General features: G+C 67.6%; 17 protein-coding genes. 12 read left to right on the forward strand and 5 right to left on the reverse strand.

All coding sequences use genetic code 11. The features are described from left to right. The first annotated feature begins 52 nt into the window (after window positions 1-52). Together TX79_RS04190 and TX79_RS04195 are read left to right on the forward strand one after the other, a co-directional pair. Window positions 53-550 carry a Mov34/MPN/PAD-1 family protein gene (locus tag TX79_RS04190; protein WP_049925891.1) on the forward strand — a complete coding sequence of 166 codons (498 nt, stop codon included), beginning with the start codon at window positions 53-55 and terminating at the stop codon, window positions 548-550. A gap of 115 nt (window positions 551-665) precedes the next feature. Continuing rightward, entirely contained in the window at window positions 666-1,097 is a 432-nt protein-coding gene (locus tag TX79_RS04195; RefSeq protein ID WP_049928267.1) for an adenylyltransferase/cytidyltransferase family protein, read from the forward strand. A 73-nt stretch (window positions 1,098-1,170) separates the two neighbouring features. Here TX79_RS04195 and TX79_RS19565 read toward each other — a convergent pair whose 3' ends face one another. After that, window positions 1,171-1,326, reverse strand: a complete 156-nt coding sequence (locus tag TX79_RS19565; RefSeq protein ID WP_195892453.1) for a hypothetical protein — start codon at window positions 1,324-1,326, stop codon at window positions 1,171-1,173. Between the two features lie 260 nt (window positions 1,327-1,586). Here TX79_RS19565 and ilvD point away from each other — a divergent pair, with 260 nt between their 5' ends. Then, on the forward strand, window positions 1,587-3,326 hold the full coding sequence (gene ilvD, locus TX79_RS04200) for a dihydroxy-acid dehydratase (RefSeq protein ID WP_049925892.1): 1,740 nt from the start codon (window positions 1,587-1,589) through the stop codon (window positions 3,324-3,326). Between the two features lie 27 nt (window positions 3,327-3,353). Continuing rightward, entirely contained in the window at window positions 3,354-3,824 is a 471-nt protein-coding gene (locus TX79_RS04205) for a GNAT family N-acetyltransferase (RefSeq protein WP_049925893.1), read from the forward strand. 10 nt (window positions 3,825-3,834) lie between these two features. Here the strand turns inward: TX79_RS04205 and mobA are convergent, their stop codons facing one another. Then, on the reverse strand, window positions 3,835-4,479 hold the full coding sequence (gene mobA, locus TX79_RS04210) for a molybdenum cofactor guanylyltransferase (RefSeq protein ID WP_049925894.1): 645 nt from the start codon (window positions 4,477-4,479) through the stop codon (window positions 3,835-3,837). Window positions 4,480-4,701: 222 nt separating this feature from the next. Between mobA and TX79_RS04215 the strand changes: the two genes are divergently transcribed. From TX79_RS04215 to TX79_RS04245, 7 genes are all read left to right on the forward strand, one after another. Further along, window positions 4,702-5,028 (forward strand): hypothetical protein, encoded by a 327-nt coding sequence (locus tag TX79_RS04215; protein ID WP_049925895.1) that lies wholly within the window; start codon window positions 4,702-4,704, stop codon window positions 5,026-5,028. A 148-nt stretch (window positions 5,029-5,176) separates the two neighbouring features. Next, window positions 5,177-6,145 carry a beta-ribofuranosylaminobenzene 5'-phosphate synthase family protein gene (locus TX79_RS04220; protein ID WP_049925896.1) on the forward strand — a complete coding sequence of 323 codons (969 nt, stop codon included), beginning with the start codon at window positions 5,177-5,179 and terminating at the stop codon, window positions 6,143-6,145. 149 nt (window positions 6,146-6,294) lie between these two features. After that, window positions 6,295-7,131: an RAD55 family ATPase gene (locus tag TX79_RS04225; RefSeq protein ID WP_049925897.1), complete on the forward strand. Its 837-nt coding sequence runs from the start codon at window positions 6,295-6,297 to the stop codon at window positions 7,129-7,131. Between the two features lie 64 nt (window positions 7,132-7,195). Further along, window positions 7,196-8,053 (forward strand): hypothetical protein, encoded by an 858-nt coding sequence (locus tag TX79_RS04230; protein ID WP_049925898.1) that lies wholly within the window; start codon window positions 7,196-7,198, stop codon window positions 8,051-8,053. Next, window positions 8,050-8,667 carry a hypothetical protein gene (locus TX79_RS04235; RefSeq protein WP_154660452.1) on the forward strand — a complete coding sequence of 206 codons (618 nt, stop codon included), beginning with the start codon at window positions 8,050-8,052 and terminating at the stop codon, window positions 8,665-8,667. Before TX79_RS04230 ends, TX79_RS04235 begins: the two co-directional genes overlap by 4 nt. 429 nt (window positions 8,668-9,096) lie before the next feature. After that, window positions 9,097-9,426 carry a transcription factor S gene (locus tag TX79_RS04240; protein WP_049925899.1) on the forward strand — a complete coding sequence of 110 codons (330 nt, stop codon included), beginning with the start codon at window positions 9,097-9,099 and terminating at the stop codon, window positions 9,424-9,426. Window positions 9,427-9,555: 129 nt separating this feature from the next. Next, window positions 9,556-10,323 (forward strand): hypothetical protein, encoded by a 768-nt coding sequence (locus TX79_RS04245; RefSeq protein ID WP_049925900.1) that lies wholly within the window; start codon window positions 9,556-9,558, stop codon window positions 10,321-10,323. 490 nt (window positions 10,324-10,813) lie between these two features. Here the strand turns inward: TX79_RS04245 and TX79_RS04250 are convergent, their stop codons facing one another. From TX79_RS04250 to TX79_RS04255, 3 genes are all read right to left on the reverse strand, one after another. Next, window positions 10,814-12,427 (reverse strand): alkaline phosphatase family protein, encoded by a 1,614-nt coding sequence (locus tag TX79_RS04250; protein ID WP_049925901.1) that lies wholly within the window; start codon window positions 12,425-12,427, stop codon window positions 10,814-10,816. A 197-nt stretch (window positions 12,428-12,624) separates the two neighbouring features. Beyond that, window positions 12,625-12,783: a hypothetical protein gene (locus TX79_RS19570; RefSeq protein ID WP_195892454.1), complete on the reverse strand. Its 159-nt coding sequence runs from the start codon at window positions 12,781-12,783 to the stop codon at window positions 12,625-12,627. A gap of 123 nt (window positions 12,784-12,906) precedes the next feature. Further along, complete coding sequence (locus TX79_RS04255) at window positions 12,907-13,917, reverse strand: lipid II:glycine glycyltransferase FemX (RefSeq protein ID WP_049925902.1); 1,011 nt, start codon at window positions 13,915-13,917, stop codon at window positions 12,907-12,909. A 338-nt stretch (window positions 13,918-14,255) separates the two neighbouring features. Between TX79_RS04255 and TX79_RS04260 the strand changes: the two genes are divergently transcribed. Continuing rightward, window positions 14,256-15,293: a DUF1616 domain-containing protein gene (locus tag TX79_RS04260; protein WP_049925903.1), complete on the forward strand. Its 1,038-nt coding sequence runs from the start codon at window positions 14,256-14,258 to the stop codon at window positions 15,291-15,293. The last annotated feature ends 35 nt before the right edge of the window (window positions 15,294-15,328 follow it).

A 15,328-nucleotide genomic window follows, 5' to 3' on the forward strand; every position in this document is an offset into this window, starting at 1 on the left:
GGAGCGTGAACGCATCGGAACGTTTAGCAACCGCAAGCCCGGACGGTGTGATATGGGGCTGCTCGACGCGCTGTTTCGCTCGAACGAAATCCTCGGCATCGCCGAGGAGACGCTCGAGTTCGCCCTCGAGTCCTCGGAGGCGGCCCATCCGAACGAGTACATGGGGTTTTTGCGAGGAACCGAGGCGGACCAACTCGGTCTGGACCGGGACGGACTCGTCATCACGGACGTGCTCGTGATCCCGGGGACCGAATCGAACAGCGTGAGCGCGACGGTCAGGACGAACCAGATCCCGAACGACGTCAAGGCGCTGGGCAGCGTCCACTCCCACCCGAACGGCGTCATCGAGCCGAGCAGTGCGGACCTGGGGACGTTCGGACGGGGCAGCGTCCACATCATCATCGGTGCCCCGTACCGGCGACGCGACTGGCGGGCGTTCGACTCGTCGGGGGAACCGACGAACCTGAACGTAATAGACGTCGAACTGCCCGACACCGAGGAGTTTTTCGACTTCACACAGGAGGACATCGACGAGGAGCTTCGGGGATGATGCGACACCGTATCGCTCGACGCGAGCACGACGGATGGGGTGACGGTCACGAATCAGCGTTCGCCCGACAGGGAACCGACAACCCAGTCGTAACTGGTTCTCCGAGGTGGCGACCGTGACGCGGACGGTCATCGCCCAGGGTACCTTCGACATCCTGCACCCTGGTCACGTCCACTATCTCGAGGAGGCGGCCGCGATGGGTGACGAACTGATCGTTATCGTCGCCCGCAAGGCGAACGTCGACCACAAGGCGAAACCGATCTGTCCCGCCACGCAGCGACGGGACGTCGTCGACGCCCTCGAGGCCGTCGACGAGGCGATTCTGGGCCACGAACGGGACATCTTCGTCCCGATCGAGGAGATCGATCCCGACGTCATCGCGCTGGGACACGACCAGCACCACGACGCCGACGCGATCGAGGCCGAACTCGAAGCGCGCGGCGTCGACTGTACGGTCGAGCGAGCCAGCGCCCGCGAACCCGCGAGCGAGGACGAACTGCTCTCGACCCGACTCATCGTCGACGAGATCCTCGAGCGGCGTGGCTGATCCGCAACCCCCACGTAGATGGGTCCCAGAGAGCGCGTCGCGAACAGTTCGTTCGATTCGGGACCCGGCCCGTTCAGTTCTCGAGGATCTCCGGCGGCGGGAGCCGAAGCGAATCGACGGCGTGGCCCGTCTCGACGAAGTGCTCGATCGCCTGCTTCGACACCTCGGCTTCGGAGTAGCCGTCCGACGTCGACACCTGCCAGCCACACTCGAGACAGTACTTGTACATCCCTCTCGTCGTAGTCGGTGATAGGGGCCGGAAAGGTCAGTGCAGGAAATCGAAGGGAACGAGCCTGCGGTTCCCGATAATGGGTGTGATCGACCTCGATCGACGCCGGGGTTCGGTCGGTGACGCTCGAGCAGTGATCGAACTCCTCGATGGTGGCGGACCATCCACGAAGAGGGTATCCCCGAAGATATTCGCCGGAGAGCGCCGGGATCGTTACGGCATCCGGGGCCTTTATGCGCCGAGGTTTCGTCGCTGTTCGTATGAGCCAGGAGTCACAGGGGGACTCGCCCGTGGAGGGCAAACCCGACGATCTACCGAGCAGCGAAGTCACGGAGGGGACCGAACGGGCACCCCACCGTGCGATGTTCCGGGCGATGGGCTACGACGACGAGGACCTCTCCTCGCCGATGATCGGCGTCGCGAACCCGGCGGCCGACATCACGCCGTGTAACGTCCATCTGGACGACGTCGCGGAGTCGGCCTACGAGGGGGTCGACGAGGCCGGCGGGATGCCCATCGAGTTCGGGACGATCACCATCTCCGACGCCATCTCGATGGGCCACGAGGGGATGAAAGCCTCGCTGATCTCCCGAGAGGTCATCGCCGACTCCGTCGAACTGGTCGCGTTCGGCGAGCGCATGGACGGCCTCGTGACCATCGGCGGCTGTGACAAGAACATGCCGGGCATGATGATGGCCGCCATCCGCGCGGATCTGCCCAGCGTCTTCCTCTACGGCGGATCGATCATGCCGGGCGAACACGACGGTCGGGAGATCACGATCCAGAACGTCTTCGAGGGCGTCGGTGCCGTCGCCGACGGCGACATGAGCGAGGACGAACTCGACGAGATGGAGCGCAACGCCTGCCCCGGCGCTGGAGCCTGCGGCGGGATGTTCACGGCCAACACGATGTCCTCCATCTCCGAAGCGATCGGGTTCGCCCCCCTCGGTGCGGCCTCCCCGCCGGCCGAACACCACGGCCGGTACACGGTCGCCCGCGAGAGCGGGAAACTCGCCGTGGAGGCCGTCGAGAAGGGCATCCGGCCCTCCGATTTCCTCTCCCGGGAGTCTTTCGAGAACGCCATCGCCTTGCAGGTCGCCGTCGGCGGCTCGACCAACGCCGTGCTCCACCTGCTGGCGATGGCCGCCGAAGCCGGCGTCGACCTCGACGTCGAGGACTTCAACGAGATCAGCCGACGTACCCCGAAGATCGCCAACCTCCAGCCCGGCGGCGAGAAGGTGATGAACGACCTCCACGAGGTCGGCGGCGTCCCCGTGGTGTTGCGGGAACTGCTCGAGCACGACCTGCTGCACGGCGACGCGCTGACGGTCACCGGCGAGACGATGGCCGAGGCGCTCGAGCGCGACGACCCGCCCCGCATTTCGGACCTCGACGCCGACTTCCTGCACACCGTCGACGATCCGATCCACGAGCGCGGTGCGATCCGCATCCTGACGGGCAACCTCGCGCCCGAGGGTGCGGTCATCAAGATCACCGGCGAGGACCACCTCCACCACGAGGGGCCGGTCCGCATCTTCGAGAACGAGGAGAACGCGATGAAGTACGTCCAGGAGGGGCGCGTCGAGACGGGCGACGTCATCGGCATCCGCAACGAAGGCCCCCGAGGCGGCCCCGGCATGCGGGAGATGCTCGGCGTCACCTCAGCCGTGGCGGGCCAGGGGCACGCCGAGGACGTGGCGCTCTTTACCGACGGCCGGTTCTCCGGCGCGACCCGCGGGTTCTCGATCGGCCACGTCGCACCCGAGGCCGCCGTCGGCGGTCCCATCGCCGCCCTCGAGGACGGCGACACCGTCACCATCGACATCGACGACCTCGAACTCTCAGTGGACCTCAGCGACGAGGAGATCGAACGCCGACTCGCGGAGCGGGATCTCCCCGAACCGCAGTACACGAGCGGCGTGTTGGCGAAGTACGGTCGCGACTTCGACTCCGCGGCGAACGGTGCCGTGACGAACCCCGCGGCGAAGCGCGACGACTGACGAGACCGATCCGATCGAGTCAGGCTGATGGTAATTCCAGACATCTCCCCTGCGATCCCCGACGACGCCGACGCGCTCGCCGCCGTCTACCGGAGCGCGTACCGGGAGAACCGGGAACTCGGCTTCCCCGCGAAGGCGGAGTCGGTCACGGCCGCGATCGTCTCGACCTGGATCGCGGAGGCGCGCGTCTACGTCGCTACCGTCGAGGACGAACTCGTCGGTGGCGTCCGGATCGAGGAGACGGCCCCGGACCGGGCGAAACTCAGCCGACTCGGCGTCCACGAGGAGTGGAAAGGCAACGGGATCGGGAGCGAACTCGTCGACCACGCCGAGCAGGCGGCTCGAGACCGCGGCTTCGATACGGTGTGGCTGACTACCCCGCCGGAGCACCCGTTTCTCCCCGCGTTCTATCGCGGCCGCGGCTACGAGAAGACCGGCGACTACCCGCTCGAGTACCGCGACTACGACGAGATCGTCATGGAAAAGCGGCTCCGATAATCGAATCGGCTCACCCCTCGGAGCGATCTCCATCCTGCTCGAGTCGTCGCCGCACGTCCTCCAGTTCCGTCCGCGTCTCGACGCTTTCGAACGTCGCCGGACCGACGCAATCGAGGTCCTGCTCGGAGACCGTGACGGTCTCGAGGCGATCGACCGCGTCGAAGACGCGCTCGTCGTCGGACTCGAGGACCTGCTCGCAGGCGGCCCGCATCGCGTCGGTCCGGTAGACGGCCTGGAAGGGTTGTCGGTAACCATCCGTGAGACGAACGAGCGCGCCGTCGTGGCCTCGCGCTCGCTCGGCCAACACCTCGAGCAGGTCCGGATCGACGAAGGGCATGTCGCAGGGGACGACGGCGGCGTACTCCCGGTCGATCGCGGCCAGACCCGCGTGAACGCCGGCGACCGGGCCACGATCCGGAACCCGATCGACCGAGAACCGTACGTCGGCGTGGCCGGCCAGCGCGTCTCGGAACGGATCGACCTGCGCCGGGCGGCAGTTGACCACGACCGGGGCTGTGACCCGAGCCAGTCGGCCGACGACCCGTCGAACTAGCGGTTCGTCGCCGATCCGCGCGAGCGCCTTGTCCCGGTCGCCGAAGCGCGTCGAGAAACCGCCGGCGACGACCAGCCCGGCGAGCGATCGATCGGACGTCACGTCACCGCTTTCCGAGGAACGAAAGATAAGCGTTGGTGATACGTTTCACCATATCGATAGGTTTCGGCGGACGCTCGGGTCGAATCGATAGACTGCGGCGAGTCGTCGCCTCATCTCAACTGTGAGAATCACGGATATTTACACTCTCGAGGGGCTAATTCCCGCGTTCTTACCGTTTCTCGAGCAAGAAAGCTTATACCGACCGATTCGACTCATCGAAGCATGGCACGCGATACTCCGGTACGCAGCCAGACAGCACAGGACGACGACGCACTCCCGAATCTCGTGACAATCGTCGGTCGCGGCGTTCCCTCGAAGTTCGAGATCGCCGTCGACGGCGAACTCGAGATGGTCGGCGACGACCCCGTCGCAGAGGCGACGATCGTCACGGAACAGGTCGCCGAGGGCACGATCGACGTCGGCGTCCAGCGGTTCCGATTCTCCGGCGAGATGGCCAACGTCCGCCTCGTCGACTGGAACGGCGTCCCCGCGCCCGAATCGCCCAGTACCCCGAACGTCCACGTCGACTACAACGTTCCCCAGCGATAAGCCACAGTTCTTCGCTCGAGACGTCGATTTCTCCCGGTTTTTCGTCCCGTCGGCGATAGCCTGACGGTCGACGGCGACGGTTGCATCCGTTCCCAGGCGTTGCCACCGTCGAAACCCCCTTTGATCGGGAGGCGCTACGATCCGGGGAATGCCAACCGCGACCGTCTCGAGCGGTGCCCGCCTCCACGTCGGCTTCCAGAACCTCTCGCTGGCCCGGCAACGGCTCTACGGCGGCATCGGCGTGGGCCTCGCGGAGCCGCGGGTCACCGTCAGCGCCGAACCCGCCTCCGAAATTCGAACGGCGGATCCGCTCGTCCGCGAGTACGCGTCCCGTGCCGTCGACGTCCTCGACGTCCCGGGCGTCTCGGTGTCGCTCGAGGAAGGCCTGCCGCGCCACGTCGGCCTCGGCAGCGGCACGCAACTCGCGCTCTCGGTGCTTGCCGCGACGGCCCGAGCCCACGGCCTCGAGCCCCGCGTTCGCGAGCACGCGCCGGCGATGGGACGAGGCGGTCGCAGCGGCGTCGGCGTCGCCACCTTCGAGGACGGCGGCTTCGTCGTCGACGCGGGCCACCCGACGAACCGGTTCACCACCGAACCGCCCGCGGAGGGCGACTGGACCGTGCCGCCGGTCGTCGCGCGCCACGACGTGCCCGCCGAGTGGCGATTCCTCGTCGTCGTCCCCGACGCCGAACCGGGTCGCAGCGGCGACGACGAGGACGCGAGCATGCGTAGCGTCGTCGAACGTGCCGACCCCGCGGTCGCGGACGAAATCGCCGGCGTCGTCACCCGCAAACTCCTCCCCGCGGCCGCGGAAGGCCGACTCGAGGCCTTCGGTGAGGCGATCGCCGAGATCGGTCGCAAAAACGGTACCTGGTACACCGACGCCCAGGGCGGCGTCTTCCGTCCGCCAGCGGGCGAACTCGTCGAAGCGCTCGCGGACTGTCCCGTCCTGTCGGGCGTCGGTCAGTCCTCGTGGGGCCCGGTCGTCTACGGGGTCACCGATCGACAGCACGCCGGAGAGGCCCGATCCGCGGCCGCGGACGCGCTCGAGGAACTGGGGCTCGAGGGTCGGATCGTCGTCACGACGGCAGCGGACGAGGGCGCACGCGTTCGGTAGCCGTCTGTAGCGGCGGTGAGCACGATAACCGCGAGCAGGGAGCGAGAAGCTTTTGATCGACCGTTTGCCGGGTGCGGTCGCAGAGCGACCTGACACAGAGCAATCGGTCGGCCCACAAACGGTATGCGTCTGCCCGCGTAGTGGTCGGTATGGAGCGGATGCCGCTGGGAGTCTCGCGGCTGGATCGGACGATTGGCGGGGGTGCGCCCGCGGGCAGCGTCGTCCTGGCGGCCGGCGAATCCGGGGCCGGTGCCCGCGAGTTCTGTTATACGAGCGCGATCATGAACGGCCTCGCCATCGCCGGGGACGAGCTGTTCGATCTGCACTACGGAGATCTCACCGGGGCCGCGACGGTCCCGGACGAGATCCATTACGTCTCGTTCACCGACGAACGCAACGCGGTGATCGACGAGATGACGGTCGTGATGGACGACGACCTCGTCAGCGCGGGGATGGACGACGTCGAGTACGTCGAACTGGCCCAGGAGTACTTCCAGCTGACCGCCGTCCCGCGGGAGTGGTACGCACCCGGCCCGACCGACATCACCGAACTCGGGCACAACGCCGGCGGGACGAACGTCCTCGAGGCGTTCGCCGACTACCTGACCGAACACGCGGCCGGCAACCTCGTCGTCGTCGACTCGATCACCGACCTGATCGCGGTCGCCGACCACCACCTCGAGTGGTCCGACCTCACGGTCCTGCTGAAGGGGCTCGCGCGGGCCTCCCACCGCTGGGGCGGGATCATCCTCCTGCTGGTCAACGCAGACGTCCTCTCGGGGACGCAACTCGGGCGACTCAAGGAGGCGACCGACGGGACATTCCGGTTCGAGTGGGAAAGCGGCGGCTCCGAGCGCGCCCGGACGCTCGTCGTCGAACAGTTCCGGGGCGTCCTCTCCCGCCTCGAGGACGAGGACATCGTCCGGTTCGATACGGAGGTCCACGACGGCGGCTTCGACATCAGCAACGTGCGAAAGATTCGTTGACCGATCCCCACGCGTGCAGCGCCGGCAACAACCCTTATCAGCCGCTCGCACCAAGCCGCTGGAAATGGCGAGCGATGACGCGGATGGGGGATCGATCTCCGTGTCGCTTCCGGCCGAGGTCGACGACTGGCTCGCCGCAACCGCCGAGCGACGCGACGAGGACAGGGCAACGACCTGTCGACGGCTGCTCTCTGCCGTCCACGAGGTCACGACGGGGGCGGACGATCCCGTCGACCCCGAACGGATTGTGGACCTCGAGCGCGAACTCGAGGAGCAACGCGAGGAGTACACGGAGTTGATCGAAGACGTCCGCTCGCGCGTGATCCAGGTCAAACGCGAGACCGACGGCCGGGCACCGGCCGATCACGACCACGAGGCGTACGCGAGCGACGCGGATCTCGAGGCGCTCGCGGCGGACCTCGAGTCGATCGTCGCCGACCTCGAGCGCCTCGAGGACCGGCTCGAGGGCGGGTTCGACAACTTCGAGGAGGTGCTCGACCACCTGCTCGATCGAACGGACGCGCTGGAGAACCGCGCGGCGGTCCTCGCCAGAACGATCCTCGACGTGCGCGACCGACAGGAGACGCTGCTGGAACGGGAGCGTCGCCGACGGAGAGTCGAAGAGCTTCAACTCGCCGCGAACCAGCTGGGCGTGCGGACGGCCGCCTGTGAGGAGTGTGGCGCGTCGGTCGACGTCGCCCTGTTGACCGCACCGGAGTGTCCGGCGTGTGCCTCGCCCGTCGCGGACGTCGCGGAGAACACGTCCTGGTTCGGCTCGCACACCCTCGTCACCGGCGATCCGCCGGCGCTCGAGGGCGAGGTGGCCGACGCCGAACCCGCGGAGGAACTCTACGACGTGATCGAGGCCGACGCGACGGACGACGCCGGCCCGACGCCGAGCCTCGAGAGGGAGCAGCGATGAGCGAGGACGACCCGGCGGACGAGACGGGCTCGAGCCCGGAAGAGCGTCCCGATTCCCCGCCGGGATCGAACGGTAGCGACGGCGACCCGGACGCGACGGGCTCGAGCGTCGACGAACCGGACGTCACGGACTCAGTCGACGACTCGCGTGTGCCGGCTCCGACCGCGGCGGACGTCACGGATGGCGGGGGAGAGACGGTCCGATACACTGGCCCCGACGTCGACGCTGCCGGAGAAACGGAGGGCGACGACGATCGCGTCCCCCTGTCGGACCTCGCCGACCGGGTCGCCGATCGCGACGCCGACGGGGCGACCGCCGATCCCGACGGGCTGTTCGAACGGGAAGACGTCGCCGACATCGACCGCGACCGCCTCTGGCAGCGCCTCGAGGAGGAAGACCCACCGGAGCCGGAACCGATGCCGGGCGAACGCGACGTCCGGGAAGTCGACGCCCACGCCTACTGTCACGGCTGCGAGCACTTCGCGGAGCCGCCGACCGTCGCCTGTCGCCACGAAGAGGCGACTATCCTCGAGATTCCTTCCCTGGGAACGTTCCGTGTCGCGGATTGTCCTGTCGTCCGCGAGGAAGAGCGACTCGAGGAACGGGACCACTGACGACCACGCAGTCGATCGAGCGGCGCGGGATCGTGTTAGATACTACCGTGGGGTATCAGTTCTGAACACCACGAAAGCCCCTGCGCCGCTCGACTCCTGCGACTCGCTGCGCGCCGCCTCCGGCGGTGCTTGCGTCGTCTCGTACGTCGAGCGACGCAGCCCCTTTCATTCCCACCCGCGGTGGCTTCCCGGGCAGCCGATACGGATGGGGATGAAAGGGGCTGGCGTTGAGCGAACGCTTTGCGTTCGCGATCCGTGAGGGAGCAGCCTCTCTCGGGGCAGGGAAAGCGTGCAGCAAGCCCATCGACTGGATGGCATCGGGAGCTTCCGTGGTGGTCGCACTCATTTCGGTACTGCAGACGCGGACTCCGACCACCACCGGGGCGCGGGACGTGAGGATTTTTGCTCTCGGATCGACTACCGTCGGACATGCAATTCTGCGACGAGTGCGGTTCGATGATGAAAGCCGACGGCGACCGGATGGTCTGTACGAACGAGGCGTGTGCGGCCTCGAGCGAACGGGACAGCGACCTCGAAGACCAGTTCGTGACGACCGAGAGCCAGTCCGATGACGACGTCATCGAGTCGACCGAGGACGCCAACTTCGAGGGCAAACCCAAATCGACCGACGTCGTCTGCGACGAGTGTGGCACCCAGGAGGCCTGGTACACGCTCAAACAGACCGCCTCCGCCGACGAACCGCCGACGCGGTTTTTCAAGTGTACCGAGTGTGGCCACCGGTGGCGCGAGTACAACTGAGCCGTGCTGGGCAGCCGACCGTGACGACTGATCCGTGATCGTCGGGGGCCGTCCAACCCAGCGTCACCGACTGATCGACCCTGCGCCGACGGGTGGGTTTATAATCGTTCCGCGAGCCACCGCTACGTGATGACAGTTCGGTTCGCAGCCGACGACCCCGGTACGACGGTCGCCATCGCACAACTGCTCGCGTATCTGGTGATCGGCGGGACGGCAGCCGTCTTGCTCTACTACCTGGCGCAGTACGTCCGCCACGTGCTCGCCGACGGCTCCGGCTACCAGTCGTGGTACCTGTTCGTCGGCGTCGGTGCCGGCGTCGTCTACGCCGTCGCCGGAATCGGGTCGGTCCTCCTCGAGTCGACCTGGATCGATTCGTTCGTCGACGGCGCGATCCTGTTTTTCATCCTCTTTCTCGCGTTAGGCATTCGGGCGATGTACCTCGCCGACCCCGGCGGGGTCGGCCGCTCGAGTCGGCTCCCGGTCTGGGTCGACTACGCCGTCGTCGCCGTTTTCGTCGCCGCCTGGTGGGGGACGTTCCTGGTCGATACGACCTGGACGCGACCGGTCGTCGCGGTCGGCTGGATACTCACCTCGATCTGGGCGGTCGGCTACGCCGTGCTGGCGGTCCGACGCCACGAGGGGACGACGTTCGCCGCGCTCACTCGCCACCTCCTGCCGACGATCGTCTGCGTCGTCGCCGTCGTCTTCGTCGACCTGCTCACCCGGTTCGCCGGGGCGTACGTCGCCGTCGCGGACGCCGTCTGGCTCGTCGGCACGACCCTGGTCGGCGCGTTCCTGTTCAACACCGCCGTCGCCATCCGCCAGCAGGGCGGCGAACTCGAGCGGCTGTACGACTGGACCACCTGGCGGGAACAGCGCCTCGAGGACGGCGACTGATACGGGGCGAACCGCCGCCGCGGACGCCTCGTGGGAGTCGATCCCGATGTCGGTATCGATACGTCAGTTCACGACGCGTTCCAGGGTGTCGTGGAAAAGAACGGATTGGCCAATCCCCCGTACTCCCCGCGAGGGGTTTCCCCCTTTGACGGTTTTCCGGGACCGCGTTTCGGGAGCGTCCCGGTGGGTCCCGTCGTCGATCGTCCGGACATCCACCCGGGGCCGAGCGGTGGGGTCTCCACCGTCCCCCGGATTTGGTCTTTCTGATCTCGGTTCCCACTGGTCGAAGACGACCGTTCGACGCGAGCCGATGTGAAACCGTCGACGGCCCGGATCGAAACCGGTCGCAGCCGTACTGCAACTGAGGAAAGCAGCTGCGTTTCCGGCGGTCCCGCGGTGCAGTTAGCCCCGTCTTCGGCATCCTCATCCAGTTTATTTAAATCCACCCGACTCGTGTTAAAGCTAGTCTCTCGAGGGACGACGACCCGTCTCACTCGAGGTACCCCAGATCCGCGAGTCGCTGTTCGACGCCCTCGTCTTCGGTTTCGACGGAAGGAGCGTCGTCGCGGCGGGCATACGTGTCGACGCCCGGGTCGTCGACACAGGGAAGCGGGTCGCCGTCCATTCGCTCGCCGAACGGGACGTCGAGGGTCGCGAGGACGGTCGGGGCGACGTCGAAGAGGTGGGCGTCCCCGACGCCTGCCGCGTGGTCGACGGCGTCGCCGCGGGCCGCGATCGTCCCGTCGCGTTTGTGGTTCCAGGGTTCGGTCGGCGGGCCGAACTGCTCGTCCCGGAGCGTCGCCGAGAGGAAGTGATCGAAGTCGGCGGGGACCGCCACGATGTCGACTGCCCGGTCGGTCTCCGGGCCGTGGAAGTACTCCTCGCGCGGACGGACGGCCTCGAACACCGGCTCGCCGTCGGGCGTCCGGACGGACCTGAGGGCGTCGATCAGTCGCGTCCGGACCGCCTCGTACTCCTCCTGCGGGACGACGCCGTCGGGTTCGCGCCCCTCGAGGTTGATCCGGACGCCACACTCGATCCGCGAGCGGACGTAGGCCTGCGAGTCGGGGAAGTCGACCTGCTCCGCTCCCGCGTTGACCAGCCCTGCCGGCGCGTGTTTCGCGGCGACGTCGGCGAGCCCCAGCCGCTCGAGGACGGCCTCGATGCGCTGGCTCGTCAGGCCGACCCTCGCGGCGACGGCCATCGCTCTGGCAGCCGGTCCGGGGTCGTGATCGGTGGCGTCCTCGCCCGCTTTCAGGGCGTCGTCCCGGACGGTCGCCCAGGTCGGCATCCCGTCGCCGCCCTTGCGCGTCGCGACCAGCCCCTCCTGGCGCAAGAATTCGTTGACGCGAAACTCCCGGCCGTCGTAGGGACCCATCCCGTGGTCGCTGGCGACGATCACGGTGTCCGGGTCGTGTGTCTCGAGGATGGCCGCGAGCTGGCGGTCGAGTTCGCGGTAGATCGCCCGGATCGCCGCTTCGTCCTCGGGTGTCTCGTGGAAGATCGAGTCGGTCGCCTGGAACTCGACGAAGCCGAACTCGGGGTCGAATCGATCCGAGAGGTAGCGAAACGCCTCGCCGCGCATCCGAACGCAGTCCGCGTAGGCGTCGCCGAGGTCGCTCGCGTTCTCCTCCGGATAGACCCGATAGTCGCCGATGGCGTCGCGAACGTCCTCGAGCAGTCCCTCGGGGTGACAGTCGGGATCCTCCGGCGCGGTGTAGCCCGGCAGCAACGCGCCGTCGAACGGCCGCGGCGGGTGCGTGACCGGCGCGTTGACGACGACGCTCGTCAGCCCGTGTTCGTCGAGGATCTCCCACAGCGTCGGCTCGCGAACGTCCGAGGCGTTGACCACGTCCCAGTCGTAACCGTCGAACCGCAGGAAGCCGAAGACGCCGTGTTTGCCGGGATTCTTCCCCGTGTAGAGCGAGGGCCACGCCGAGGCGGTCCACGGCGGGATCTGTGATTCGAGCGTACCGCCCGTCCCGTCGCGGTAGATCGACTCGAGCGTCGGTACCGCGTCGTCCTCGAACAGCGGAGCCAGCACCCGATCGCAGGCGGCGTCGATGCCGACCAGCAAGGTCCGGAGGGAGGAGTCGTCGTCCATCGTCGACCCCTCCCACGGATCGGGCCTTGGTTATCCGCGCGATTACCCGCCGAATCGACTCCTTTCTCGTGCCGATTCGTGGGCTCCGACGTCGCGGGCGACTCGCGGACGGACGCGACCGGCGTTCGCCGGGTGATCCGCGACGCTCCCGCTCGCGAGTAACGGACGCCTCGAGTCCCGGAGAACTGAAACGGCGCTTACTCCTCGGCCGGAGCGCTCCGCGGGGTGATCCACTCACGGACGCGGTCCGAGTAAGCGCCGATGCCGATGCCGGCGAGCAACGACGCGAAGCTGGGCACGAGTATCCAGAGCAGGTCCGGGTGTTCGGAACCGGTGTGGAGTACGGTCTCGAGCATTCGTTCGTTGCGTTCGCCGGCCGGGGTTCTCAAGCTATCGTTTCGGCGTCTGCGCTGGGCCGGCGATTCGGGAAGGCGGGAGCAAAACGGAGAAGTCTCCGCGACGGAGCCGGCGGAGGCCGGTTACTTCACGCTGTCGTACACCGAGGCGATGGCCCGCATCCCCAGCGAGCCGTACTCGAGGCTGTAGTAGGTCTCGAGGTCCGGGTTGAACTTCGCCTTGTAGCGGTTGATCCGGCGGGTGTCGGCCCCGACGAGGTCGTAGACCTCGAGGCCGCGCTCGCGGCCGTCCCGCATGATCGCCCAGTCCAGCAGGTCGTTCGTCGGCACGTCGACGTCGGCCCCGGTCCGGACGCCGCCCATCCACCGGCCGATCCGGTCGCCGTACTCGAGCGCGAGGATGCCGCCGACGAACTCGCCGTCGACGCGCAGCGTGTAGGGTCTGACGGCCCCACCGACGGTCGCCTCCGCGAGGTCGCAGACGAACTCGAGGGGGACGTCGAAGTCGATTCCCTGAGACTCGTAGCGATGCCGAACCTGCTCGTGGATCAACCCGATCTCCTCGGGGCCGCCCACCTCGATCTCGTAGGCGTCGTCGGCCGTGTTGCGGACGTTGCGACGCGCGTCGCTGCTGAACGACGCCAGCAGGTCGTCCTCCTCGCGGGTGAGGTCGACGGCGTAGGTGTACTCCGGCGTCGCCTCGAACGCGTTCCACTTGAACGGGCGCGCGTCCCGAACGCCCGGCGAGGTCCGGACGTGGCCGTAGCGCGGCCCGAGTTCCTCCTCGATCCACTCGAGACAGCCGTCGACGAACCGCTGGCGGCGTTTCTCCCGCTTGCGCTGTTTCAGCTTCCCCATGTTGCAAAACGCCGGCCCGAGATACGGCACCCGGAGGTGTGGCGGCGGGGAAAACACAGTCGTGACGAGGCGTTTGTCGATCTCGAAGACCGGGAAAATGCCAACGGGTTCCTGGCCTTTGAAGCCGACCAGCGGATGCAACGTCGCGTCGGCGTGGTCGGCCAGCACGGAAAGCGCCTCGCGTTCGTGGGGGAGCCGTCCCTGCGGCGAGCGGTCGACGTAGCCGTTCCAGCGCTCGAGGTCCTCGTCGGTCGCGCGCCGTACCTCGATGCTCATTCGATCACCCCGCGCCGTGCCGGGTCGCTATCGGTCGCTCGGTGAGCCATACTCGAGCGGTCGCGCCGGGAGCACTTTGTAATCGCCTCGCTTCCGGGATGCTCCCGGGATCGATCGGTCACAGCGGCGGTCGCGCCGGTGGCTCCCGCGACGGGAGTTGCCCCTCTACAGCCACGTCCTCCCTCGTTTTCGTCGTTTCGAGCGTACTCGGTCCCGTTCCGCCGTATTCGGGGTACAACCGCTCGACGGGAAATGCGGTCTCGCGCGATGAGACTCTCCGTTTGGTGAGTTATGGGACGGCTAACAATAGTTTCTGCCGTCGGTCCATCGGTACCCGAATGAGAGAGCTACTGATCAGAACGGTCCGGCCGTTCTCGGCAGTCGGTCACGGGACGAGGGTTCTCCTCGAGCGTACCCCGGCGGACCTGATCGGCGTCGGCGGTTTCGCCGCGCTCGCGGCAGTGCTACTGGCGGCCCTCGACGTCGCCTCGCCGGTCGTCCGCGGCGCGATCGGGTTCCCGCTACTGTTTTTCGCACCCGGATACGCCGTCGTCTCCGCGCTGTTCCCGCGCCGAACCGTCCCCCGGGACCTGCGGGCAAGCGACTCGAGCGGGGAGACCCGAACGGTGACCGACGTCGAGCGCATCGCGCTTTCGTTCGGACTGAGCGTCGCCGTCGTCCCGCTCGTGGGACTCGTGACGGCGTTCCTCTTCGGGACCGTCACCGGACCGTCCGCCGTCGGCGCGATCGCCACCGCCACCGTCGTCGGCGTCGCGCTCGCGACGGTTCGCCGAGGTCGGGTTCCCCCGGAGGAGCGGTATCGGTTCGACGCCCGGCGCAAACTCGGGACCGCCGCTCGAGCGATCTTCGACGCGCGTTCGACGCTGCACCTGGCGGTCAACCTCCTGCTGGTTTCTACCCTGATCCTCGCGTTGACGACGGTCGGCTACGCGTTCGTCGCCCCGCAGGACGGCGAGGAGTACACGAACGTACAACTGCTGAGCGAGAACGACGCCGGCGAGTACGTCGCCGGCGACTATCCGGAGACGGTCGAGTCGGGCGAGCCGCTCTCGCTCGCCGTCGGCGTCGAGAACCGGGAAGACCGGACGATGGAGTACACGCTCGTCCTCCAGGAGCAGTGGATCAGCGACGGCGACGTGATCGAGCGGACGGAACTGCAACGCACCGGGTACGCCATGAACGACGGCGAGTCGGTGACCGACGAGGTGTCCGTCACGCCCGCAGCCGAGTCGGGCACCGTCCGAATCGCCGCGCTGCTGTACGCCGACGACGTCCCCGAGACGCCGACGCTCGAGAACGCCGACGAACGCGCCTACGTCTGGACCGAAATCGTCGACGAGGTCGGCGGCGAGTGATCACCCGCACGAGCGACCTCCGCCGTCGTGTGGAT

It is taken from the genome of Halopiger goleimassiliensis (assembly GCF_000455345.1).
GTDB classification, from domain to species: Archaea; Halobacteriota; Halobacteria; order Halobacteriales; family Natrialbaceae; genus Halopiger_A; species Halopiger_A goleimassiliensis.